Below are 24,089 nucleotides of genomic sequence, written 5' to 3' on the forward strand. Positions count from 1 at the left end.
AAACTCACTCTCGCTCAGCGCCCGAGACATGAACGGTCAAGGGCGGAAAACCATTGAAGGACACCGACGAATAGCTCGCGGTATAGGCGCCGGTGTCGAGGATCGTGACGCGATCACCGGCTCGCAACGTGGTCGGCAGAAGGACCCGTGTGCGTTGATACAGTACATCGTCGCCGTCGCAGGTTGGACCGGCGACCACCGCCTCGTCGACGGGGTCTCCGTCGCGTTCGGTGACGAACCGGTAGGCGATGTACTCGTTCTCCGTCTCGGCCATTCCGCTGTAACGGCCGATGTCGAGATACACCCAGCGCCGTCCGTCCGGCGCGATTCGAACGCCGACGACCTCGGCGTGAATGGTGCCCGCGTTGCCGACCAGCGCGCGACCGGGCTCGACGACCAGTCCGGCAGTCTCGGGCAGGAATTCGGCGGCCGCGGCGTTGACGACCGCGGCGATCTCGCCGAGCGCGGGGGCGGCCTCGGCGTAGGAGATCGGCAGCCCACCGCCGATGTTCACCGAGGTGATGTGAATGTCCTTGGCGGCCAACGCTTCCGCGATCTCACCGGCTTGCTGGATGCCGATCCGCCACGCCGCGGGATCCAGTTGCTGAGAGCCGACGTGGAAGTAGGGCCCGGCCACGACCAGCCCGAGATCGCGGGCGCGCACCAGCAGCCGCAGCGCCTCGGCGGGCGCGCAGCCGAACTTGGTGCCGAACGGGGTGCGCGACTCCGGGGCCGAGGCCAGGAACCGGCACTCGACCTCCGAACCGGGGGCGTGCTCGACGATGCGCAGCAGATCGTCCTCGGTGTCGAAGGCGAAGCGGCGCACCCCCGCGGCGTAGGCGCGGGCGATGTCGGCGGCCTTCTTGATGGGGTTGCCGTAGCAGAGTTTGTCCGGCGCCACCCCGAGGCCGAGGCACAGGTCGATCTCGCCGATGCTCGCCACGTCGAATTCCGCGCCCTCGGCATCGAGCAGAGTGATCAGCTCCGGCACCGGGCTTGCCTTCACCGCGAAGCGAATGCGGGCCTTGTCCCCTCGGACGGCGACAGCGGCGTCGAGCGCACGGTAATTTTCGCGAACTCGCTCGGAGTGGATGACAAGGTACGGAGATTCGGGCATAGTTGATCTTTCGCGTGGGCAGCAGCGGAGAGAGTATCAGCGGCCCCTACCCAGATACGAATCCGTCGAAACCCGTATCCGAGCTGGGGCGGCGGCCCTACCCTTCGGACACCGTGACCTCGTCGAACACCACCTCGCCCGCGGCGTCGGACTCGGCGAGATCGACCACCGCCTCGATGGCCCAGCCGTGGTCGCCCGCGGGGTCGTCGAGGATCTGGCGGACATGCCAGAAACCGGGACGCTGCTCGATCCGGAGCATCTGGGGACCGCGCGCGTCCGGGCCGGTGCCGATGCGCTCGTATTCGGCGAAGTAGGGGGCGAGCTCCTCGGCCCAGTCCGGTCCGGTGCCGAGGTCGGCCAGCGCCTCCCAGCGGCGCAGCGCGGCCAGCTCGACGCGGCGGAACAGGGCATTGCGCACCATGACGCGGAAGGCGCGCTCGTTCGCGGAGATGGGGCGGATGGTCTCCGCGCCGAAGGCCAGCTGCTCGGCGTCGCTCTCCGCGCCGGGACCGGTGAGCTGCTCCCATTCGTCGAGGAGGCTCGAATCCACCTGCCGGACAAGTTCGCCCAGCCACTCGGTGAGGTCGTCGAGTTCCTCGGTGCGTGCCGCGTCGGGCACGGTGCGGCGCAGCGCGCGGTAGGCGTCGGCCAGGTAGCGCAGCACCACGCCCTCCGAGCGGGCCAGCTCGTAGTGCGAGATGAGCTCGGCGAACGTCATCGAGCGTTCGATCATGTCGCGCACGACGGACTTGGGGGAGGGCGCGAACTCCGAGACCCACGGATGTCCGGCGCGGTAGGTCTCGTAGGCGGGCTCGATCAGCTCGGCCAGCGGCTTGGGCCAGGTCACCTCCTCGAGCAGTTCCATGCGCTCGTCGTACTCGATGCCATCGGCCTTCATCTCGGCGACGGCCTCGCCGCGCGCCTTGTGCTGCTGAGCCATCAGCAGCTGGCGCGGATCCTCGAGGGTGGACTCGATGAGCGAGACCACATCGAGGGTGTAGCCGGGGGAGTCGCGATCCAGCAGGTCGAGCGCGGCCAACGCGAAGGGCGAGAGCGGCTGGTCCAGGGCGAAATCGCGTTGCAGGTCGACGGTCAGGCGGGCGTAGCGGCCGGTGGCGTCGGGCTCGGGCAGCTGCTGGACCACCCCGGCGTCGCGCAGCGCGCGGTAGAGGCGGATCGCGCGCAGGATGTGTCTGCGCTGCGCCGGACGCGGCTCGTGGTTGTCCTCGAGCAGATGCCGCATGGCGTGAAAACAGTTGCCCGGCCGCGCGATCACGTTGAGCAGCATCGCGTTGGTGACGGCGAAGCGGGACACCATCGGCTCCGGCTGGGCGGCGACCAATCGGTCGAAGGTCTCCTCGCTCCAGGACACGAAGCCCTCCGGCGGTTTGCGGCGCTGGACCTTGCGTTGCTTCTTGGGATCGTCGCCGGCCTTGGCGAGCAGCCGGGCGTTCTCCACCTCGTGTTCGGGGGCCTGCACCACGACGGTGCCCATGGTGTCGAAGCCCGCGCGTCCGGCCCGCCCCGCGATCTGGTGGAACTCGCGGGCCTTGAGCCTGCGGGTGCGCACGCCGTCGAACTTGGTCAGTCCGGTCAGCAGCACGGTGCGGATCGGGACGTTGATGCCGACGCCGAGAGTGTCGGTGCCGCACACCACTTTCAGCAGCCCGTCCTGCGCCAGCCGCTCCACCAGCCTGCGGTATTTCGGCAGCATGCCCGCGTGGTGCACGCCGATGCCGTGCCGGATCAACCGCGACAGCGTTTTGCCGAAGCCCGCCGCGAAGCGGAAGTCGCCGATCGCCGCCGCGATGGCGTCCTTCTCCGCGCGGGTGGCGAAGTTCACGCTGGTCAGCGCCTGCGCCCGCTCCAGTGCCGCGGCCTGGGTGAAATGCACCACGTAGACCGGGGCCTGATGGGTGGTGACCAGCTCCTCCAGCGTCTCGGTGATCGGCGTGCGCACATACGAAAAGGTCAGCGGCACCGGTCGTTCGGAGCCCGCCACGATCGCGGTGCCGCGGCCGGTGCGCCGCTCCAGGTCGCGGGCGAAGAAGTCGACCTCGCCCAGGGTCGCCGACATCAGCAGGAACTGCGCGCGCGGCAGCTCGAGCAGCGGCACCTGCCAGGCCCAGCCGCGGTCCGGATCGGCGTAGAAGTGGAACTCGTCCATGACCACCTGGCCGACGTCGGCGTCCGCGCCCTCGCGCAGCGCCAGGTTGGCCAGGATCTCGGCGGTGGCGCAGATGATCGGGGCGTCGGGGTTCACCGCGGCGTCGCCGGTGACCATGCCGACCTTGTCGGCGCCGAACACCTCGCACAGGGCGAAGAACTTCTCGCTGACCAGCGCCTTGATGGGGGCGGTGTAGTAGGTGCGCTGGCCCCGGGTCAGTGCGAACAGATGCGCGCCGACCGCCACCAGGGATTTACCGGAGCCGGTGGGCGTGGCCAGGATGACGTGGGATCCGGACGCCAGCTCCAGCAGCGCCTCGTCCTGCGCGGGATACAGCGGCGTGCCCTGCTCGGCGGCCCACATGCCGAACGACTCGTAGAGCGCGTCGGCGTCGGTTCCTGGAATGTCGAGCAGTTCGGTCAGATCCACTCCGACCAGCTTAGGGCAGGCGTTGTCGGGGCCGTCACCGCGATCGGGCCACCGCGCCGCGCCCGTCAGATGTTGTCGCCGTCGTAACCGCCCTGTTCGGCGAGGAAACGCTCGAACTCGGCACCCAGTTCGTCACCGCTGGGCAGCTCGCCGTCGCCCGCCAGCAGGCTGGACTGGCGTTCCTGGGAGGTGACGAAGCTGTCGTACTGGCGCTCCAGCGCGTTCACCACCGTCTCGACCTCGGAGTTGCCCGCGATGTGCTCGTTGACCTGCTCGCGGACCCGCGCGGCGGCCTCGCCGAGCGCGGCGAGCGGCAGCTCCAGGCCCGCGTTCTCGGCGACGTTCTCCAGCAGCGTCTGCGCGGCCTCCGGGTAGGCGGTCTGCGCGAGATAGTGCGGCACGTGCACCGAGAAACCGACCGACTCGTGGCCGTGCTGGGCCATCCGGAACTCCAGCAGCGAGGACGCGCTGCCCGGCACCTGCAACTCGCCCGGCCAGCGCTGGTGATCGGAGATCAGGTCGCGATTCGAGGAGTGCGCGGTGACGCCGAGCGGGCGGGTGTGCGGGATGGCCATCGGAATGGCGCTCAGGCCGATGCTGCGGCGCACGCCGAGCTGTTCGGCCAGCAGCCGCACCGCGGTGGTGAACTTCTCCCAGCGCAGATCCGGCTCCAGACCGGAGAGCAACAGGAACGGGGTGCCCGCGGTGTCGCGGAGCGCCCACAGGTTCAGCTCGGGGTCGGCGTAATCGGCGAAATGATCGGTCTTGAACGTCATCAGCGGACGGCGCGAGCGGTAGTCGAGCAATTCGTCCACGTCGAACGAGGCGACCAGTTCGCTTTCCAGGCTCTCGCGCAGGTGCGTCGTGGCCAAGCGGACAGCGTGCCCGGCGTCGGTGAAGCCTTCCAGTCCGTGTACGAGCACCGGACCCGCGCCGTCGGCCGACGACAACTGCGGAGCGGGGAACTCCAGCTCGTACATTCGCGACTCGTAGTCCATCGCGTACTCCTTCCTGCGCGGTCCACCGCGGCCGCCGATCCTGGGCAGCACGGCGGGGAACCCATGTCCATTGTCCCCCATGGCGATGACACGTACCGCGCACGGTGCGGACACCGACCCATAGAACGAGCCAACAGCGCCCGAACCCCAGGCATTCCCGCCCGGATCGATACCGGTATTCCCTCGTCGCGGCGGGTTACACCGGCACAGCGTTTCGCCCGATGTGCCACTGGCCGGGGCGGGGTCGTCGGCGTGGCGGCGTGGAAGCGGAAACTCGCGTTTGGCACAGTGGGCCGGGTGACTGTGCCGGTGTGGACGGGACGTACGCGCGTGCTGAGCGCCTGCGCGCCTGTCGTGTGTGCGCTGGTTCTCGCGGGCTGCGGATCGACCGTCGCCGGGAGCCCGGTCGCGGTCGGGCCGACGACCGTCCGGCACATCGGCGCGGAACTGACGACGATGCTGCCCGACCCCGCGCAGTTCCCCGCGAGCTACCCGGCGGTGGTGCTACCACCGGAGGCGGCGGCCCAGGCGGCGGGCGATCTGAACGGCGTGACCCGCGGCGCGACCGTGCGGCCGGACGGGTGCGCGCCCACCGAACAGCAGTTCGGCCCCGATCACACCGCCATCGCGGTCGGCACCGACGAGGTCTCCCGCGGGACGCTGACCGTGGAACTCACCCGGACCCGGCAGCCGCTGTCCACACTGCGCGACCAGGTCCGGCGGTGCGGTGAGGTACGGGTCTCCCGCGCGGGCGCGACCACGACCGTGTCGACCGAGCTGACCCCGGCGCCGCCCATCGATGCCGACGACACGCTGGCGCTGCGCCGCACCGTCGCCCCCGACGTCGGCGGCCCCGGCCTGACGCAGAACATGCGGACTCTGATCGGGCAGGTGGGTGATGTGCGAATCGCGGTGACCTACATGACGTTCAGCGAGGCGGTCGCGGACAGCGCGGCGCTGGACGAGCTGTTCACGACATCCGTGCGGAAGGTGCGCGAGGCCTGAGGATCGGCCCGCGCGGCGGGACTGTCCTCCGGGGCGAAATCGTCGGTTCCGCACGGTGATTCGTGTCGTCCAGGGCGAAATGACGGGTGCTCGCGCCGGTGCGGGCACGGGCATCGGCCCGGTACTCGCGGGGTACGACATCGCGCACCGCCGGACGTCTGCCTCGCCCCGATTCGTCCACAGCGCGGCCGTTATCCACAGGGGCATCGTTCGCGCAGGTCGGGCGGTCGGCGGCGGTCCGGACGACGCGCAGGATGGCGGCATGACGACTCCAGCGAACCCGCCCCGCGACGCAGGGGCCCGGCGCGGCGGCGAGAGCCGCGAACCGGCTTGCCCGCCCGGACGGCAGCACAGCGACTCAGCGCGCACCGACCGGCGGCCGGAAGGTCTACGGCCGCGGTTGTGCCAACGTCCCTCGTTCGTCGGCTCACGGAACCGCAGGACGGGCGAGGAGGACGATCCAGGGGCAGGTGTGCTGTGCGGACAGCCCTCGCCGCTGTATCGCGGCGGGTACTCGGCGCGCCCGCTGCGGGTCGACGATCCCGGCGAACTGATCGCCGCCGTGCCCGCGATGGTCGGTTTCTATCCGTCTCGCTCACTCGTCGTCGCGGTGCTCGGTCCCGCCGAGCCCGGCGCCAGCCCGGCCATCGCGGCGGTGCTGCGGTTCGATCTGGCGCCGGAGGGCGGCCGTCGTGGTCTCGCCGCGTCGTTCGCGGCGCTGATCGGACAGATCTGCGCCGCGGAGCGCGCGACCGAGGTGCTGGCGGTGATCGTCGACGACCGAGCCGGTCGGCCCGCGCGCAAGGCGCGGCGTGCCGCGCGGTCCGGCGCCGCCGGGCGGGCGTTGATCGCCGCACTGGCCGACCGGCTCGGTTCCAGCGGCATCCGGATCGGCGGCGCGTGGGCGGTGGCCGCGATCGAGGAAGGGCGGCCGTGGTGGAGCCTGCTCGACCGGTCCGGCGGCGGCACGGTGCCGGATCCGAGCGCGTCCACGGTGGCGCTGGCGCACGTGCTGGACGGGCGGCCGATCCTGCGTTCCCGCGCGGAGCTCACCGACCGTGTGGCCGTCGACGCGGCGCTGTGCGCCGAGGTCGGCGCCCAGCTCGACAGCGCGGTCGCGGTGGCCAGGGACCGGTTCGCCAGGGCGATACGGCACGACGAGCTGACCGGATACCGCAGGCGGTCGCTGGAACACGTGCTGTGGCAGGTCGCCAACATCGAATCCGGCGCCGTGCTAGCCGCGCCGGAGATCGCGGAAATCGTTGCCGCCCTGCGTGATCGGGTGGTCCGCGACGCGATGTTCGCGCTGGCCGCCGGTGACCACGCGGCCGCCGCCGAACGGCTCTGGCTGACCCTCGCCCGCGGTTGCTCCGGGTCGGATCGCGCGGAGTTCGCGGCCCTGCTCGGCTACAGCGCCTATCTGCGTGGCGATGGACCGTTCGCGGGCATCGCGCTGGAGGCGGCGTTGGACGCCGACCCGTCCAACGCGATGGCGACCCTGTTGGAGACCGCGCTGTGCGCGGGCATGCGCCCTGAACAGCTGCGCAGGCTCGCTCGCAGCGGTTACGCCACCGCCGCGTGGCTCGGCGTCGACCTCGGACCGATGATCCGATGAGGTGGGGCCGGGATGATCCGACGCGGCGGGGCGGACGGTGCGGCGCGCGGCTACGGTGCGCTATGCGCGCGCGAACCCAGCGAGCGCAGGAACTCCCAAGCGTCGGCGACGATCTCGTCGAGATCGTTGTGTTCGGGCCGCCAGCCGAGTTCGGCGATCGCCCGCTCGCTGGAGGCGATCAGCGTGGCCGGGTCGCCGGGGCGGCGCGGCGCGTCCTGGGCGGCGATGGGCAGGCCGGTGACCCGCTCGCATGCCGAGATCACCTCGCGCACCGAGAATCCCGCGCCGCTGCCGAGGTTGTAGACACGATGCACGCCCGCTTCGGCCGAGCGCAGCGCCAGCAGGTGGGCCTCGGCGAGATCACGGATGTGGATGTAGTCGCGTACCGCTGTGCCGTCGGGAGTCGGCCAGTCGGTGCCGAAGACGGAGATGGCCTTGCGATGGCCGAGTGCGACCTGCAGGACGAGCGGGATGAGATGCGTTTCCACCATGCGGTTTTCACCGAGGCCGCCGTAGGCGCCCGCGACGTTGAAGTACCGCAGGCTGGTCGCGGCCAGGCCGTGGGCGATCGCGTAGGAGGTGATCGCGTGGTCGATGGCGAGCTTCGACGCGCCGTAAGGGTTGGTCGGCCGGGTCTGCGCGTCCTCGGTGATCGGCACCTGCTCGGGTTCGCCGTACACCGCGGCGGTCGAGGAGAACACCAGGCGCGGCGTGCCGGTCAGCCGCATGGCCTCCAGCAGCTCCAGCGTCTTGACGACATTGCCGTGCCAGTACTTCTCCGGCTGCTGCACCGACTCGCCGACCAGCGATTGGGCCGCGAAATGCAGGACGCCGTCGAAGGTTTCCCCGCGCAGCAGCGCGGGCGCGAGCTCGGCGACATCGCCCTCGACGAAGCGCGCGCCCACGGGGACGCCGTCGGCGTTACCGGTGGACAGATCGTCGACGACGACCACCTCGTGGCCGTCCTCCAGCAGCACCTGTGCGCAGACGCCCCCGACGTAACCCGCACCACCCGTGACCAGAAGTTTCACGGATCAGACCAGCTTCACCTGGACGGCGTGGGCCATTTCGTCCGACAGCTCGAAGCCGCTGTCGTGGCCGGGCACGCTGATGATCACGGATCCCGGCTTGGTCTCGACCGTCACGCGCGCGTCGGGCACCACACCGGCCTCGCGCAGCTGGCCGATCACCTCCGGGTCGGTCTGGATGTGCTCCGCGAGGCGGCGCACGACGACCGCGTGCAGCTGGCCGTGCGGCAGGTCCGAGAGCCGCACCAGGGTCTCGTCGACCGCGGTGGGCGCGGTGATGCCCAGCTCGTCCAAACCGGGGATGGGGTTGCCGTACGGCGAGGTGGTGGGGTGGTTGAGCACCTCGACCAGACGCCGCTCGACGTCCTCGCTCATGACGTGTTCCCAGCGGCACGCCTCGGCGTGCACGTTCTGCCAGTCCAGGCCGATGATGTCGACCAGGAGCCGCTCGGCGAGCCGGTGCTTGCGCATCACCGCGACGGCCATGCTGCGGCCCTTCTCGGTGAGCTCCAGATGGCGATCGCCCGCGACGAGCAGCAGTCCGTCGCGCTCCATACGCGCGACCGTCTGGCTCACGGTCGGGCCGCTCTGCTCGAGGCGCTCGGCGATCCGGGCGCGCAGGGGCACCACGCCCTCCTCCTCGAGGTCGTAGATGGTACGGAGGTACATCTCCGTGGTGTCGACCAGATCCTTCACCTGTTACCCCTTCGTCGGCACGAATTCTACCCACGCACGGCGATAGCACCGTGCGCCGTGTCGGTTCGCGTCCCACCATCGGAACCGTGTCGGCGCACGGCCTGTCGCCGTGTTCGTACTTGCTCTATTTCTACTGCATACAAACGTCCGACGGGGCGCGTAGCTTCCCGCGTACCGTTGCGAGCATGGCCACTGCACCCTCGGCGTCGCCCCACGAGCCAGGGGCGCACCGGAGTTCGGGCACCGTCGTGTGGAGCGATCGCTTCCTCGACTACACCTGGACGCCGGAGCACCCCATGAAACCGGCGCGACTGAAGTTCACCATGGCGCTGGCCCAAAGCCTGGGATTGCTCGACGGTGTCGAGCGGCTCGAGCCCGCGCCCGCCGACCGCGCCGATCTGCTGCGCGTCCACACGGCCGACTACATCGAGGCGGTCGAGCACGCGGTCGCGCCGGCCGACGAGCCCCTCGCCCCGCCTTACGGTCTCGGTTCACCCGACAACCCGGTGTTCCCGCGCATGCACCAGGCGGCCTCGATCATCGTCGGCGGCACGCTCGCCGCGGCGCGCGAGATCGCCGAGGGCCGCACCCGGCGTGCGGTCAGCATCGGCGGCGGCATGCACCACGCGATGGCCTCGACCGCCTCGGGCTTCTGCATCTACAACGATGCGGCCGTGGCGATCTCCTGGCTGCTCGAGCACGGTTTCGACCGGATCGCCTACCTCGACGTCGACGTGCACCATGCCGACGGGGTGCAGCGTGTCTTCTACGCGGACCCCCGGGTGCTGACCGTCTCGATCCATCAGCACCCGGCGACCCTGTGGCCCAATACCGGCTGGCCCGAGGAGACCGGCGTGGGCGCGGCAGACGGCACCGCGATCAACCTCGCGCTGCTACCCGGCACCCGAGACGCCCAGTGGCTGCGAGGTTTCCACGCGGTGGTGCCCGGCGCGGTGGAGGCGTTTCGCCCGCAGATCGTGGTGAGCCAGTGCGGTGTGGACACCCACCGTGAGGACCCCCTCGCCGACATGGAGCTCACCGTGGACGGGCAGCGCGCGGCGTTCCGCGCCATGCGCGATCTCGCCGACCGATACGCGGAGGGACGCTGGCTCGCGGTAGGCGGCGGCGGTTACGGCCTGGTCCGGGTGGTGCCGCGCGCCTGGAGTCACCTGCTGGCGACCGCGCTGGACCGCGACATCGCACCGGAAACCCCGGTGCCGCAGGACTGGATCGATATGGTGCGCGCCGTGGCGCCGAACACGGAGCCGCCGCGCACCATGGGCGACGGGGGCGACATCACATACCGTCCGTGGGACGGGCCCGGCGGGACCGTGGAGACTGGAGACGCGCGCGCCGACCGGGCGCAGCGGGCCGTCGACACGGCCGTATTGGCAACGCGCCGAGCCAGCTTCGGATTGCTCGGCTTGGATCCGGAGGACCCCCGTGACTGAGCAGAACCCCGTCCCGGACTCTCCGTCCACCCCGGCGACGCCGCCCCCGCCGCCGCAGCACTGGTTCGCCGACGTGCTCGCCTCCGACGGCGGGGTGGTGCGGCTGCGGCCGGTGACCTCCGAGGACGGCGACCGGATCCAGGAATTCCACGCCGCGCTCTCCGACCGCACCAGGTACCTGCGGTATTTCGGCCCCTACCCGCGTATCTCGCCCAAGGACCTGTACCGGACCACCCATCTCGACTATCACAACCGGGTCGGGCTGGTCGTGGAACTCGCCGAGCAGATCATCGCGGTGGGCCGCTACGAACTGCTCGACCGCACCGGCCCCCGCTCGGCGGAAGTCGCCTTCGTGGTGGCCGACGAGCACCAGGGCCGCGGACTCGGCTCCATCCTGCTCGAGCACTTGGCGGGCGCCGCGGCGGAGAGCAAGATCGAGACCTTCGTCGCCGAGGTGCTCGCCGAGAACACCGTGATGGTCACCGTGTTCCGGGAGGCGGGCTATCAGGTCGAGCGCAGCAGGGACGGCTCGGTGCTGCACCTGGAGTTCGCCATCGACCCGACCGAAGCCCTGGTGTCCGTGCGGGATTCGCGCGAACGGGCCTCCGAGGCGCGCAGCGTGGGGAACCTGCTCGCGCCCGGTTCGGTCGCGGTGATCGGCGCCACGCCCGCCGCGGGCCGGGTCGGCGGGGTCGTGCTGGCGAACCTGCTGTCGGGCGTGTTCCAGGGGCCGGTGTATCCGGTCAATCCCACCCGCAAATCGGTGCGCGGGGTGCGCGCCTACGCCACCGTGCGCGAGATTCCCGACGAGGTGGACCTGGCGGTGGTCGCGGTGCCCGCCGCGGCGATCGATTCGGTCCTCGACGACTGCATGGCCAAGGGCGTCAAGGGCCTGGTCGTGCTCACCGCCGGGTTCGGCGAGACCGGTCCGGAGGGGCTCGCCGCCGAACGCGATCTGGTGGCGGCCGCCAGGGTGCACGGCATGCGGGTGGTCGGGCCCAGCGCGCTCGGCATCGCGAATACCGATCCGGCGGTCTCACTGAACGCGACACTGGCGTCGGTGCTGCCCGCGCGCGGGCGGATCGGGTTCTTCTGTCAGTCCGGCCCGCTGGGCGCCGCGATTCTCGGCGAGGCCGCCGCGCGAAACCTGGGACTCTCCACCTTCGTCTCGGCGGGTAACCGCGCCGACGTGTCCGGCAACGACCTGCTCCAGTACTGGGACACCGCGCCCGACACCGACGTGATCCTGCTGTACCTGGAGAGTTTCGGTAACCCGCGCAAGTTCTCGCGGATCGCGCGCCGGGTCGCGCGCACCAAACCGATCGTCGCGGTGAGCAGCGGGCGGCAGGCGGGGCGCAGCCAGCCGGCCCGCGACATGGATCGCTCGATCGTGCGGGATCTGTTCGCGCAGGCGGGCATCGTGCAGGTGGACTCGATCTCGGAGTTGTTCGACTGCGCGGCGCTGCTCGGTTATCAGCCGCTGCCCGGCGGGTCGCGGCTGGCGGTGATCAGCAACAGCACCGCGCTGAGCTGGCTGGCCGTCGACGCGGCGCGCGGCGAGGGCCTGGATGTGGCCGAACCGGTGAATCTGGGTCCGCAGGCGACCCCGGGCGCCTACCTGGACGCCGTGGTCGAGGCCCTGCGCGCCACCGAGATCGATTCCGTCATCGTGGTTTTCGCGCCGCCGGTGCCGCTGCCGATGGCCGGGTTCGCCGACGCCATCCGGTCTGCCGCGGCGGCGGTGCCCGAGGCGGACAAGCCGATCGTCACCACCTTCATCGCTGAGCAGGGCATTCCGCACCTGCTCGCGGTGCGTGGCCAGGGCGGGATGGCGCTGCGCGGATCGATTCCGTCGTACCCGGATCCCGAACGGGCGGCGCGGGCGCTGGCCCGGGTCCGCCGCTACGCGGAGTGGCGGGACAAACCCGTGTCGGCGGTGGTGCGACCGGACGGCATCGACACCGAGCGGGCCAGGGGCCTGGTGGCGCGGTGGATGGGTGATTCCGGCGGTCGCTGGCTGACCGATCTGGAGGCCGTCGAGCTGCTGACCTGTTACGGCATCCAGGTGGTCGAGTTCCGTGAGGTGCGCGACGCCGAGCAGGCGGTGGCCGCGGCCGAGGAATTGGGATATCCGGTGGCGGCGAAGGCCACCGGAGAGATGTGGCGGCGCCGGCCGGATCTGTCCGGCGTGCGCCTGGACCTGTGGCGACCGGAGGCGGTGCGCCAGGCTTACACCGACCTGGTGCAGGTCTGCGGCGATCCGGTGCTGCACATCCAGAAGATGGCGACCAAAGGCGTCGGCTGCATCCTGCGCGTCCAGGACGACCCGTCGTTCGGGTCGGTGATCGAGTTCGGCTTGTCCGGCATGATCATCGAAATGCTCGGCGACCGTGCCTACCGCGCGCTCCCGCTGACCAGAGACGAGGCGGCGGCCCTGATAGACGCGCCGCGCGCGGCCCCGTTGCTGTCCGGCACACCGGCCAGCCCGCGGGTCGACAAGGCCGCGCTCGCCGAACTGGCCCAACGTATTTCGGCGCTGTTCGACGACATCCCGGAAATGCGCGAGCTGTCCTTCGATCCGGTGCTGGCCTCGCCGACCTCGGCGGAGATCATCTACGCGCGTGGGCGCATCGGTCCCGAGCCGAGCCGGTTCGACGTAGGCCCGCGGCGGTTGGCGTGAGCGCCGCGCCGCGGCGACCGGCTGCTGCCGGTCGGCGTTAACGGCGCTTGTGCGACACCCGATCTGGTGAAGATCCGAAGGATTCGACCAGAGAGGTTCGTGTCGACATGAAAGCCTTTGCCCTTGCCGGGTTGTTCGTCGCGTTCGTGGCCGCGGGGTGTTCGGTGGAGATCGGTTCGACCACGCCCGAGGTGAAGGAGAGCGAGCTGGAGAAGTCGGTGAAGCAGACGTTGACGGAGGAGGTCGGACAGGCGCCCGACGCGATCGATTGCCCGGGCGATCTGGAGGGCAAGGTCGGCACGACCATGCGCTGCACCTTGACGGCGGGCGGCGACACGCTCGCTCTCACCGTCACGGTGACCTCGGTGGAAGGCGACACGGTCAACTACGACGTCGCCGTCGACCCGGCCTGACCAAGAGTTCGCCGACCGGTTCGCGCGGAACCCGGAGGGGGCGGGTCGCGCGGACACCGGCCGGCGTCTGTGCGGTGACGCGTCGGCCACCAAGTCGGACGCCGGGGCGCCTCGGAAGCACCCGGCGTCGACGGGTCAGCTGGCGTAAGCCCGCAGGCGGTCGGCCCGCTCGCCCTTGCGCAGCTTCGCCATGACCTCACGCTCGATCTGACGCACCCGCTCGCGGGACAGACCGAAGAGCTTGCCGATCTGATCCAGGGTGCGCGGCTGACCGTCGTCGAGGCCGAAGCGCAGGCGGATGACCTGCTGTTCGCGCTCGTCCAGGGTGGCGAGCACGCTACGCACGTCGTGGTGCAGCAGTCCGGCGATCACCGCGGACTCGGCCGAGGTGGCCTCGGAGTCCTCGATGAAATCGCCCAGCGGCGCCTCTTCGTCGTTGCCGACCGGCATGTCCAGGCTCACCGGGTCGCGGCTGTGGTCGAGCAGATCGGAGATCTTGTCGACCGGGATGCCCGACTCGTTGGCCAGCTCTTCGTCGGTGGCTTCGCGGCCCAGCTGCTGGTGCAGCTCACGCTTGATCCTGGCCAGCTTGTTCACCTGCTCGACGAGGTGGACGGGCAGCCGGATGGTGCGGCTCTGATCGGCCATGCCGCGGGTGATCGCCTGACGGATCCACCAGGTGGCGTAGGTGGAGAACTTGAAGCCCTTGGCGTAGTCGAACTTCTCCATGGCCCGGATCAGGCCCAGATTGCCCTCTTGGATGAGGTCGAGCAGCGGCATGCCGCGGCCGGTGTAGCGCTTGGCGAGCGAGACCACGAGGCGAAGGTTGGCTTCGAGCAGGTGCGCCCGTGCGGACTGGCCGTCGCGCACGATGATGGCGAGATCCTTCTTCCGGCCGGCGGAAAGCCGCTTGCCCGTTTCCAGCAGGTGCTGGGCGTAGAGGCCCGCCTCGATGCGCTTGGCCAGCTCGACCTCGTCGGCAGCCGTGAGCAGCGCGGTGCGGCCGATTCCGTTCAGGTACACGCGTACCAAGTCGGCGGCAGGGCTCTGGGCGTCGAGGTCCGATTCGCTGGTGCGCACTCGAGTGGTGGCGGGGCTGGTCATGACTTGCCTCCTGTCGGTGGTGTCTCACTCCGATCAACGGACCCGACAGAGAGAAAGTTCCCCGCTCGTGCCCCGATAAACCGCTTCTGAACTGCGGTTTCGGTCACCTACGTCTGAGAAGTTCCTGAGAACCCCCGCGGGTGGGAACGGCTCCCTGTCCGATGCCTCCGCCGACGCATACCCGGTTGCCCTTTGCTTACACGGGCTCGATCAACCCGTGCCGGACCAGTCCGGCGACGACGGTCAGCGCGTCGGCCGCGAACTCCGGCGTCACCTCCTCGAATCCGTGGGCGAGCGCCAGCAGTTCGATCAGCTCGTACAACGGCAGCCCGTCCGGCCGCATTCCCGCGACCAGCGCGATCGTCGTCTCATCCACCTCGTGCTGCCAGCGCGGACCGTCGCCGCGGTGCAGCCGCGCGACGCGCTCCTGCCAGCCCTCGGGGCCCGCGAGGAACACCCGCTCCAGCGCGGTCGCCTCGCCGACCGCGAAACGTGCGGACCAGGCGAGGTTTTCGTTCCCGGCCACCGTCCGCAGCCAGGCCGAACGCTCGAAATAGGCGCTCGCCTCGGCGCCGAGCGGGTCGTCGAAGCCGTGCGTCAGGTCCTCGGCGAGCAGTTCGGTGGGGCCGTCGACGGCGCGCAGATAGACGAAGCCGAAGCCGATGCCCGCCACGTCGGCGGCCGCGAACGCGTCCAGCCACTGCTCGGCGCGCGCCTGCGCCGCCGGATCGCGCGGGTCGAGGCCCGCGTCGCGCAGCCAGGTGCCGACGTAGAGCGCGGGGTCGGCGACGTCGCGCTGCACCACCCAGGCGTCGACGCCCTCGGCGGGCAGCCAGGAGGACACGCGCTGGCGCCAGTCCTCGCCGTCGACGTGCACCCAGGCCGCCAGCATGGCCGCGGTGCCGCCCGGCGCGAGCAGCTCCGGCGCACGCGAGACGACCAGTTCGCTGGCCCCGTCCAGCGCGAGACCGGAATCACGGTAGGAGTGCTCGATGCGCGCGGGCCCGACGACGAAGGGCGGATTGGCGACCACTTGGTCGAAGCGCCGCCCGGCGACCGGTTCGAACCAGGAACCCTCCAGCAGTTCGATGTCGATGCCGTTGAGCGCGGCGGTCGCCTCGGCGAGCCACAGCGCGCGCGGGTTCACGTCGGTCGCGGTGACGGTGCGCCCGTAGGACGCGGCGTGCACCGCCTGCACGCCGCAGCCGGTGCCGAGGTCGAGGACCGAGCCGACGGGCCGGGTGGGTGTGGCGCGCAACAGCGACAGCGACGCGTGGCCGACGCCGAGCACGTGATCCTCGGTGAGGGTGCGCCTGCGCATCGAGTCGTCCAGATCCGACAGGATCCAGCGGTTGCCCTCGCCCGCGTCCAGCGGACGCAGGTCCAGCGCCGCGCGGACCTCGTCGCCGTCACGCGCCAGCAGGCCCGCCGCGACGGCCCGCTCGACATCCACCGGTGCGAGGGCGGCCGCCACCTCCCGCTCGGGCAGGGCGTCGCCCAGCAACAGCAGCCGGATCAGCGTGCCGAGTTCCCCGGCCGCACGCGCGGCCCGCCGCACCGGCACGGGCTCGGAACGGCCCAGCGCGGCGTGCACGTCCGGACCCAGCGCCGACAGCAGGGTGTCGGCGTCGTAGCCGACGCGGGTCAGCGCCGTCCGCAGCTCCGGGCACAGGGCGGTGAGCAGGGATCCGGTCGTCGTCTGGTTCGTAGGCACATCGGTACTCTGCCACCGCTACCGGCGGGCATCCGCACCCTGTCGCCCGTGTCACCGGGAGACGGAGCGCGGTGTGGGTCGAACTCGGCTGCGGATCACACGCCGTTCGGGTCGCGGGCGGTGATGCAGTACACCGCGTCGGCCGGATCGGTCATCACGATCCAGTGCTCGTGGCGCTGCACCAGACCGGCGCCGAGCGACTGGTGCCAGGCGGCGGTGGCCTCGATGTCGGAGGAGGCCAGATCGATGTGGGCGCTCGCGGGGCGGTCCTCGCCGAGGCGTTGCAGCAGCAGCTGGACCGGCAGCGTCTCCTCGGCGCGCAGGCGGGAGAATTCGGCGAGGCGGCCCGGGGTGTGCCGCCAGCCGGTGAGATCGGCCCAAAAACGCGTCTCCGCTTCGTGATCGGCGGCGCCGATGTCCAGGCAGACCTGGTCGAGGCGGGTCAGCGTGCCATCGGGGGCGCGGAATGCGGGGGCGGGGCGGCCCTTGGCCCGCCCGCTCGGGGTGAAGCAGAAGATCTGGCCGGACGGCGAGCGGAGTACCGCGTAGTCCGGGTGGTTGGCGACCAGTTCGGCGTTCAGGTCCAGCGCGGTGCGCACGGCGGAGGCGATGTCGTCGACGTCGAAGTCCAGGTGCACGCCGCCCAGGCCCTGCACCGACTGCATCTTGACCCCGGCCGCGGCGAAGAGCGCCGGATCGGGCAGCAGCGTGAGGAATTGGTCGTCGCCGCCGCGGCGTGGTGAGAGCTGGGTGCCGGTGATGGTCGACCAGAAGGCCGCGCAGTCGTCGAAACGTTGTGCGGGACGGTCGAGGAACGCCCAGACCCAGCGAATCATCTTGTCTCCTGTGCCGCGCGGGACGCGCCCGCGACCGCCGACGTGGTCACCGAGCGACGGCGCACGCGATCGCGCTGCCGTGCCCCCGGACACAGTAGGGCGCGGCCGGAGGGCTGTCGAACCGATTTGGCGGAATCTCGACGTTCTGTGGCATTCGTGCCACTCGTTCGGTGCGCGGTTTTCCGGCAGTCTCAGCGGGTGACCGAACTGCGCACCGCCCCCACCGAGCCCATCGATCCGGTGCCGCCACGATGGCATCCCGCCTGGGGCGTCGCGGGGGTCGGCTTCGTCGCGCTGCTCGGCGCGGCCGCGTTCCGCTCGGTGCCGAGCGTGCTGATGGATCCGCTGCACGCGGAGTTCGGCTGGTCGCACGGCACCATCGGACTGGCGGTCTCGCTGAATCTGCTGCTCTACGGACTCATTTCGCCGTTCGCGGCGGCGCTGATGGACAAGTTCGGCATCCGCAGGGTGGTGGCCTGCGCGCTGGTCCTCGTCGCGGCGGGCAGCGGGCTGACCGTCTTCATGACGCAGGCCTGGCAACTGGTCGCCACGTGGGGGTTGCTGGTCGGCGTCGGTGTCGGCTCGATGTCGATGCCGTTCGTGGCGACCATCACCGGGCGCTGGTTCGTGCGGCATCGAGGGCTGGTCACCGGCGTGCTGACGGCCGCGGGCGCGACCGGGCAGCTGATCTTCCTTCCGCTGGTCTCGGCGCTGGCGCACGAGCACGGATGGCGGCTGCCCGCGCTGGTGGTGGCCGGCGCCGCGCTGGCGGTGGCGCCGCTGGTGCTGTTGTTCATCCGCGATTTCCCCAGCGACATGGGCGTTTCGGCGTACGGCGCGGAACCGGGCTCGGCGGTGGGCGTGCGTACGACGGTGAGCGGCGGCGCGACGCGGGCGCTGACCGTGCTCGCGCGAATCGCGCGGACGCGCGGATTCTGGCTGCTCGCGGGCGGTTTCGCGGTGTGCGGCGCGTCGACCAATGGCCTGGTCGGCACCCATTTCGTCAGCGCGGCCCACGATCACGGAATGCCGCCGAACACGGCGGCTGGCCTGCTCGCGCTGGTCGGGGTGTTCGACGTGGCGGGCACCATCGCCTCGGGGTGGCTGACCGACCGGGTCGACCCGCGCTATCTGCTGCTGGCGTACTACACCCTGCGCGGCGCGTCGCTGCTGATCCTGCCCTCGCTGTTCGCGCCGCACACCGAGCCGAGCATGTGGGTCTTCGTGATCTTCTATGGCCTGGACTGGATCGCGACAGTGCCGCCGACCGTCGCGCTGTGCCGTGAGCTGTTCGGCGAGGACGGGCCCGTGGCCTTCGGCTGGGTCTTCGCCTCACACCAGATCGGTTCGGCGATCGCCGCGACCGGCGCGGGCGTGCTTCGCGACCTCCAGGGCAGCTACGACACGGCTTGGTATGTGGCGGGCGCGCTGTGCGGGCTGGCGGCGCTGATGTCGATCGTCATCCGCAGGACGGTCGCCGCGTGAGGGCTCAGCCGTCGATGGCGTTGTGCGGCCGGGACTCGATGGCCCGGTGCGGGCGGTCCCAGCGGCTCGGCTCGTCCTTGCGCCGCGGCGGGCGGTCGTTGGCGATGAGCACCGCGATCCACGGCAGCGGGATGGACGCGCCGATGATGAGCAGCGAGATCAGGGCGTTGCCCCACGCGCTGTAGGCGACCGCGGCCAGCACCAGCGCGGGAATGCGGAACGCCATGAGGATCGTGTACCTGCGCACCCGCGCGCGATGCTGATCCTCCAGCGAGGGCGCGGCTTCGGTGATGAGCACCGGGTGCTTCTCGTCGTTGCCGGGGAAATAACCCCGCGAGCGTGGAGGGCTGGGAGGTGTGACGTCCGGGCGAACACCGCGGCCGATGTCGTCGGCGTCGGGGGAGTCGCCGTGCTGCTGCATACCTCGAGTCTTCCACTCGGTGTTCCCGGCGCACACACCGAGGTCGATTCGTCACCGGCGCCGGGCGCGGGCGCGCCACGAGGCCGTCATACGGCATCATGGAATCCGTGAGTACCGACACCCTGGTTCGCCCGGACACGACCACCGACGAGACGACGGGCGACGACACCCCGAAGTTCTTCCACTACGTGAAGAAGGAAAAGATCGCCGAGAGCGCCGTCATGGGCACCGTGGTCGTGGCCCTGTGCGGCGAGGTGTTCCCGGTGACCCGGTCGCCCAAGCCCGGTTCGCCGGTCTGCCCGGAGTGCAAGAAGGTCTACGAGAGCCTGCGCAAGGGCGACTGAGTCCTCGAACCGCGTGACTACCCCGAGCTGCGCACCGCGTCCCGCGTGGCCGGGGTGATCCCGCACGCCGATTCCGGGTGGCTCGCCGCGTCGGCTTCGGCCTCCTCCTCCGGCGTCTCGCCGCGCACCTGGTTGGAGATCCACTCCTTCATCTGCTCGATGCGCGTCGCGCGGGCGGGCCAGAATTCCTGCACGGCGGCATTGAATTCGGCGCCGAGGATCACCGCGAAGCCGAGGAAGAACGTGAACAGCAGGAAGGCGATCGGGGTCGCCAGCGCGCCGTAGCTCACGCCGGTCGCGGTGATCCAGGACAGATACCGGCGCAGTCCTTCGCTGGCCGCCATGAAGAACACGCCCGCCACCAGCGCCCCGCCGAACAGCCGGTGCCAGGGCAGCGTGCGGTGCAGCGCCAGCTTGTACAGGGTGGTCAGGCCGACGATGAGCAGCAGGCCGACGCCGGGATAGTAGAAGGCGTCCAGCAGCCGCAGTCCCGGCTCCCGCCACGCGTCCGGCAGGACCCGGCCGATCATGGACGGCCCGAGCGCGACGAGCGGCAGGATGAACACGGCCGCCACCAGGAACAGCACGTACAGCAGCAGCGCGAAGATGCGCTGCCACACCGGGTGTCTGGCGTCCTGTTGGTCGTGCGCTTCCACGATCGCGTCCACGAACGTCGCCATGGCCGAGGACCCGGCCCACAGCGAGAGCACGAAGCCGACCGACACCACCGCGCCGCGCCCACGGCCGAGCACGTCGCCGACGGTCGGTTCGATCAGATCGGTCACCACGGCCTCGCTGAACAGCTCGCGGCTGAACGTCATGATCTTGGATTCCACGATCTCGACGGTGTCGGGCCCGAACCAGCCGCCGACATAACCGAGACTGCCGAGCACCCCGAGCAGCAGCGGGGCCAGCGACAGGGTCTGCCAGAACGCGGCCGCCGCCGACTTGGCGAAGATCGAATCGTCCCAGGCCTTCTTGGCGACCCGGACGACGAGCCTGCGACTCTGCCGTCCGGCGTGCCGGACCCACCGGACGGCGACGTCCGAGCCGCGCGAGGGCGCGCCCGCGCCACCGCTGTGGATCGGCTCGGGCCCGCTCGCCGGTAGGGGTCTGTGGTCGGTCATCGTGTACAGCATCGCGCACTCGGCGCTCGCGCACCGGTCCGTCTCCGTATCGTGTCGGCGGGCAGCAGGTGAACACGGGGCACTGCGCGCCGAATTGTGTGATGCCGATCGCGCCCACCGCGTCGGTTTGGCGACACGCCGTCCCCGGCCGCTACTGTCTTCTGCGTGACTGGGTCGGATGGCGCTGCGGCGGGAGATGGAGCAACGCCGGGCGATTCGGGAAAGTCGCCAGCAGGGGGCGGTTCACTACGCGCGTGGCAGCGGCGCGCACTCACGAAGTACCTGGCCACGAAGCCGCGCGACTTTCTCGCCGTGGCCACGCCCGGCGCGGGCAAGACCACCTTCGCGCTGCGGGTGGCGGCCGAGCTGCTCGCCGATCGCACCGTGGACCAGATCACCGTGGTCGCGCCGACCGAACACCTCAAGCACCAGTGGGCGGCCTCGGCGGCCCGCAACGGCATCCAGCTGGACTCGCGTTTCTCCAACGCCACCGGCGGCACCTCCGGCGACTACCACGGCGTGGTCGTCACCTACGCACAGGTCGCCTCGCATCCCTCCCGGCACCGGGTGCGCACCGAAAACCGCAGGACCCTGGTCGTTCTCGACGAGATCCACCACGCGGGCGACGCCAAGAGCTGGGGCGACGCGACGGCCGAGGCGTTCGGCGACGCGACCCGCAGGCTGGCGCTGACCGGTACGCCGTTCCGCTCCGACGACAGCCAGATCCCGTTCGTCATCTACGAGCCCGACGAATCCGGCTTCCCGAAGTCGCGCGCCGACCACACCTACGGTTACGCCGAGGCGCTGGCCGACGGCGTCGTGCGTCCCGTGGTCTTCCTGGCCTACTCCGGTGACGCGCACTGGCGCGACAGCGCGGGCGAGGAACACTCGGCCCGCCTCGGCGAGCCGCTCAACGCCGAACAGACCGCGCGCGCTTGGCGCACCGCGCTGGACCCGGCGGGCGACTGGATCTCCGCGGTGCTGCGCGCCGCCGACATTCGGCTGCGCCAGAAGCGCGCCTCCGGTATGCCCGACGCGGGCGGCCTGGTGATCGCCACCGATCAGGAGCGTGCCCGCGACTACGCCGAACTGCTCGAACACATCTCGGGCGAGCGGCCCGCGCTGGTGCTCTCCGACGATCCCGCGTCCTCGAACCGGATCGCCGAGTTCAGCAACAACACCCAGCCATGGATGGTCGCGGTTCGCATGGTGTCCGAGGGCGTCGACGTGCCGCGCCTGGCCGTCGGCGTCTACGCGACCAGCGCCTCGACGCCGCTCTACTTCGCCCAAGCCATCGGCCGCTTCGTGCGTGCGCGTCGCGCGGGCGAGACGGCCAGCGTGTTCCTGCCCTCGGTGCCGGTGCTGCTCGATCTGGCCGCGCAGCTGGAGGTGCAGCGCGATCACGTCATCGGCAAGCCGCACCGGGAGAAGAACGGCCTGGACGACGAGCTGCTCGTCGACGCGGCCAAGCAGAAGGACGAGCCCGGCGAGGACGAGAAGAAGTTCATCGCGCTGGCCGCGGACGCCGAACTCGACCAGGTGATCTACGACGGCTCCTCGTTCGGCACCGCGACGTTCGCCGGCAGCGACGAGGAGGCCGACTACCTCGGCATCCCCGGCCTGCTGGACGCCGATCAGATGCGGGCGCTGCTGCGCGATCGTCAAGCTCGTCAGCTGGCCGACCGCGGCGAGGCGAAGCCCACGGCGCCCGCGCCGCAGGTCGCCGCGGCCGCGGAGCGGGTGGCCACCTCGGACCGGCTCGGCGAGCTGCGCAAAGAACTCAACAGCCTGGTGGCGATGCATCACCACCGCACCGGCAAACCCCACGGGGTGATCCACGGCGAGCTGCGTCGCGAGTGTGGCGGGCCGCCGACCGCGCTGGCCACCGCCGAACAGCTCGGCGATCGCATCGCGGCACTGCGTCGTCGGTGAAGCGCTGTCGTCGGTGAAGCGCCATCGTCGGCAAAGTGCCACGTACGGCGGCGTCGGCGAGGAATCCGCGCATCGGTAGCGCTCAACCCGCGGGCCAGGCCGCCATCGCGCAGTCGATGGATCGGGTGAGCTCGTCCAGCGCCGCGCCGTCCCTGGCTTGGATGGACAGCCCGTAGAGCATCGTCGTGTAGAACGCGGCCAGCGACGCGGTGTCGGTCTGCGCGGGCAGATCGCCCTCGTCGACCCCGCGGCGCAGGCGCGCCTGGATGTGGTCGGTGGTCTCCTTGCGCTTGTCGACGAGGAAGTCGCGCACGCCGGTATTGCGGGTCGTGTAGGTCGCACCTGCCAGCACGACCATGCAGCCGTGTGGTTTGTCCCCGACCGTGTAGGCCGCGGCGTTGTCGCGCAGCATCGCCTCGATGGCGGCGCGGGCGGTGGGCTCCTCGCGCAGGGCGCGGTCGGTGTAGCCGCCGTCGGTGCGGCCGTACAGCTCGATGGCCTCCCGGAACAACGCTCCCTTGCCACCGAACGCGGCGTACAGGCTGGGCGAGTTGATGCCCATCGCGGCGGTGAGATCGCTCATCGATGCGCCCTCGTAGCCGTGCTCCCAGAACACCTCCATGGCCCGGCGCAGCGCGATCGAGCGGTCGAAGGCCCGGGGACGACCCCGTTCTGCCACGGCGGACTCCTTTCTGTGTCGATCGTTAAATATACCTCTTGACGCCGCAGCGGCCGTGGGCTTAGCTATTTATGTACTGATCGACACAAAAAGGAGGAGTACCGATGTCCGACCTGACCGGCAAGGTGGCACTGGTGACCGGCGGCAGCAGGGGGATCGGAGCGGCCATCGCCCGGCGACTGGCCGCCGCGGGCGCGGACGTCGCGCTGACCTACCAGAGCGCGGAAACCGCCGCGAATTCCGTGGTCGCCGAGGTCGAGGCGCTGGGCAGGCGCGCGATCGCCGTGCGCGCCGACAGCGCGGACGCGGGCGAGGTGGCGGACTCGGTGCACCGCGCCGCCGCGGAACTGGGCAGGCTCGACGTGCTGGTGAACAACGCCGGGATCTTCCCGAGCAAGCCCTTCGAGGAGTTCACCGTCGAGGAGATCGACCGGGCGCTGCACGTGCACGCCCGCGCGGCGTTCGTCGGCGCCCAAGCCGCCGTCGGACACATGACCGAGGGCGGCCGGATCATCAGCATCGGCACCAATCTCACCGATCACGCCCCGTTCGGCGGCCTCGCGCTCTACAACCTGAGCAAGTCGGCGCTCAACGGATTCACGAAGGCGCTGGCGCGCGAGCTCGGCCCGCGCTCGATCACGGTGAACCTGGTGCAGCCGGGTTCGACCGACACCGACATGAATCCGGCCGACGGCGAACACGCCCCGACCCAGGTCGGTCTCTCCGCACTCGGCCGCTTCGGGACCGCCGACGACGTCGCGTCCACCGTGGCGTTCCTTGCGGGACCCGCGGGCCGCAGCATCACCGGCGCGATGCTCACCGTGGACAGCGGCGCCAATGCCTGACGC

20 protein-coding genes are annotated in these 24,089 nt (G+C 70.7%); 9 read left to right on the forward strand and 11 right to left on the reverse strand.

Annotated features, from left to right (window positions below; genetic code table 11):
• Positions 1 to 4: 4 nt before the first annotated feature.
• The 3 genes from AC3ERS_RS26765 to AC3ERS_RS26775 all read right to left on the reverse strand — a co-directional run bounded on the left by AC3ERS_RS26765 (position 5) and on the right by AC3ERS_RS26775 (position 4,711).
• Positions 5 to 1,117 carry a type III PLP-dependent enzyme gene (locus tag AC3ERS_RS26765; protein WP_431970858.1) on the reverse strand — a complete coding sequence of 371 codons (1,113 nt, stop codon included), beginning with the start codon at positions 1,115 to 1,117 and terminating at the stop codon, positions 5 to 7.
• 97 nt (positions 1,118 to 1,214) lie between these two features.
• Positions 1,215 to 3,713: a DEAD/DEAH box helicase gene (locus AC3ERS_RS26770; protein ID WP_431970859.1), complete on the reverse strand. Its 2,499-nt coding sequence runs from the start codon at positions 3,711 to 3,713 to the stop codon at positions 1,215 to 1,217.
• Between the two features lie 65 nt (positions 3,714 to 3,778).
• Positions 3,779 to 4,711, reverse strand: coding sequence for a PAC2 family protein (locus tag AC3ERS_RS26775; RefSeq protein ID WP_431970860.1), 933 nt, complete (start codon positions 4,709 to 4,711; stop codon positions 3,779 to 3,781).
• 297 nt (positions 4,712 to 5,008) lie between these two features.
• On the opposite strand from AC3ERS_RS26775, the gene AC3ERS_RS26780 reads away from it, so the two are divergent.
• Complete coding sequence (locus AC3ERS_RS26780; protein WP_431970861.1) at positions 5,009 to 5,716, forward strand: DUF5642 family protein; 708 nt, start codon at positions 5,009 to 5,011, stop codon at positions 5,714 to 5,716.
• A 262-nt stretch (positions 5,717 to 5,978) separates the two neighbouring features.
• Positions 5,979 to 7,331, forward strand: coding sequence for a DUF4192 domain-containing protein (locus AC3ERS_RS26785; protein WP_431970862.1), 1,353 nt, complete (start codon positions 5,979 to 5,981; stop codon positions 7,329 to 7,331).
• Positions 7,332 to 7,381: 50 nt separating this feature from the next.
• Here AC3ERS_RS26785 and galE read toward each other — a convergent pair whose 3' ends face one another.
• Positions 7,382 to 8,362 carry a UDP-glucose 4-epimerase GalE gene (gene galE, locus AC3ERS_RS26790; RefSeq protein ID WP_431970863.1) on the reverse strand — a complete coding sequence of 327 codons (981 nt, stop codon included), beginning with the start codon at positions 8,360 to 8,362 and terminating at the stop codon, positions 7,382 to 7,384.
• 3 nt (positions 8,363 to 8,365) lie between these two features.
• Complete coding sequence (locus AC3ERS_RS26795; protein ID WP_431970864.1) at positions 8,366 to 9,055, reverse strand: iron-dependent transcriptional repressor DtxR; 690 nt, start codon at positions 9,053 to 9,055, stop codon at positions 8,366 to 8,368.
• Between the two features lie 185 nt (positions 9,056 to 9,240).
• Between AC3ERS_RS26795 and AC3ERS_RS26800 the strand changes: the two genes are divergently transcribed.
• The 3 genes from AC3ERS_RS26800 to AC3ERS_RS26810 all read left to right on the forward strand — a co-directional run bounded on the left by AC3ERS_RS26800 (position 9,241) and on the right by AC3ERS_RS26810 (position 13,599).
• Complete coding sequence (locus AC3ERS_RS26800; RefSeq protein WP_431970865.1) at positions 9,241 to 10,506, forward strand: acetoin utilization protein AcuC; 1,266 nt, start codon at positions 9,241 to 9,243, stop codon at positions 10,504 to 10,506.
• On the forward strand, positions 10,499 to 13,186 hold the full coding sequence (locus tag AC3ERS_RS26805) for a bifunctional acetate--CoA ligase family protein/GNAT family N-acetyltransferase (RefSeq protein ID WP_431970866.1): 2,688 nt from the start codon (positions 10,499 to 10,501) through the stop codon (positions 13,184 to 13,186). Before AC3ERS_RS26800 ends, AC3ERS_RS26805 begins: the two co-directional genes overlap by 8 nt.
• Positions 13,187 to 13,293: 107 nt before the next feature.
• Positions 13,294 to 13,599, forward strand: coding sequence for a DUF4333 domain-containing protein (locus AC3ERS_RS26810; protein WP_431970867.1), 306 nt, complete (start codon positions 13,294 to 13,296; stop codon positions 13,597 to 13,599).
• Positions 13,600 to 13,734: 135 nt separating this feature from the next.
• On the opposite strand, the gene AC3ERS_RS26815 is transcribed toward AC3ERS_RS26810, so the two are convergent.
• The 3 genes from AC3ERS_RS26815 to AC3ERS_RS26825 form a co-directional block, all read right to left on the reverse strand.
• Entirely contained in the window at positions 13,735 to 14,703 is a 969-nt protein-coding gene (locus AC3ERS_RS26815) for a sigma-70 family RNA polymerase sigma factor (protein WP_357400583.1), read from the reverse strand.
• Between the two features lie 196 nt (positions 14,704 to 14,899).
• A complete protein-coding gene (locus AC3ERS_RS26820) occupies positions 14,900 to 16,417 on the reverse strand; it encodes a DUF7782 domain-containing protein (protein WP_431970868.1) in 1,518 nt (505 codons plus the stop codon).
• Positions 16,418 to 16,512: 95 nt separating this feature from the next.
• Entirely contained in the window at positions 16,513 to 17,253 is a 741-nt protein-coding gene (locus tag AC3ERS_RS26825; protein ID WP_431970869.1) for a VOC family protein, read from the reverse strand.
• Between the two features lie 198 nt (positions 17,254 to 17,451).
• Here AC3ERS_RS26825 and AC3ERS_RS26830 point away from each other — a divergent pair, with 198 nt between their 5' ends.
• Entirely contained in the window at positions 17,452 to 18,738 is a 1,287-nt protein-coding gene (locus AC3ERS_RS26830) for an MFS transporter (protein ID WP_431970870.1), read from the forward strand.
• A 4-nt stretch (positions 18,739 to 18,742) separates the two neighbouring features.
• Here AC3ERS_RS26830 and AC3ERS_RS26835 read toward each other — a convergent pair whose 3' ends face one another.
• Positions 18,743 to 19,159 carry a DUF3099 domain-containing protein gene (locus AC3ERS_RS26835; RefSeq protein ID WP_431970871.1) on the reverse strand — a complete coding sequence of 139 codons (417 nt, stop codon included), beginning with the start codon at positions 19,157 to 19,159 and terminating at the stop codon, positions 18,743 to 18,745.
• 107 nt (positions 19,160 to 19,266) lie between these two features.
• Here AC3ERS_RS26835 and AC3ERS_RS26840 point away from each other — a divergent pair, with 107 nt between their 5' ends.
• Positions 19,267 to 19,503 (forward strand): DUF3039 domain-containing protein, encoded by a 237-nt coding sequence (locus AC3ERS_RS26840; RefSeq protein WP_431970872.1) that lies wholly within the window; start codon positions 19,267 to 19,269, stop codon positions 19,501 to 19,503.
• A 17-nt stretch (positions 19,504 to 19,520) separates the two neighbouring features.
• On the opposite strand, the gene AC3ERS_RS26845 is transcribed toward AC3ERS_RS26840, so the two are convergent.
• A complete protein-coding gene (locus AC3ERS_RS26845) occupies positions 19,521 to 20,630 on the reverse strand; it encodes a YihY/virulence factor BrkB family protein (protein ID WP_431970873.1) in 1,110 nt (369 codons plus the stop codon).
• A 282-nt stretch (positions 20,631 to 20,912) separates the two neighbouring features.
• On the opposite strand from AC3ERS_RS26845, the gene AC3ERS_RS26850 reads away from it, so the two are divergent.
• Positions 20,913 to 22,562 (forward strand): DEAD/DEAH box helicase, encoded by a 1,650-nt coding sequence (locus AC3ERS_RS26850; RefSeq protein ID WP_488186865.1) that lies wholly within the window; start codon positions 20,913 to 20,915, stop codon positions 22,560 to 22,562.
• 82 nt (positions 22,563 to 22,644) lie between these two features.
• Here AC3ERS_RS26850 and AC3ERS_RS26855 read toward each other — a convergent pair whose 3' ends face one another.
• Positions 22,645 to 23,241 carry a TetR/AcrR family transcriptional regulator gene (locus tag AC3ERS_RS26855; RefSeq protein WP_431970875.1) on the reverse strand — a complete coding sequence of 199 codons (597 nt, stop codon included), beginning with the start codon at positions 23,239 to 23,241 and terminating at the stop codon, positions 22,645 to 22,647.
• A 104-nt stretch (positions 23,242 to 23,345) separates the two neighbouring features.
• Here AC3ERS_RS26855 and AC3ERS_RS26860 point away from each other — a divergent pair, with 104 nt between their 5' ends.
• Positions 23,346 to 24,086, forward strand: coding sequence for an SDR family NAD(P)-dependent oxidoreductase (locus AC3ERS_RS26860; RefSeq protein WP_431970876.1), 741 nt, complete (start codon positions 23,346 to 23,348; stop codon positions 24,084 to 24,086).
• The last annotated feature ends 3 nt before the right edge of the window (positions 24,087 to 24,089 follow it).

The sequence above is a fragment of the Nocardia sp. bgisy134 genome, assembly GCF_057708325.1.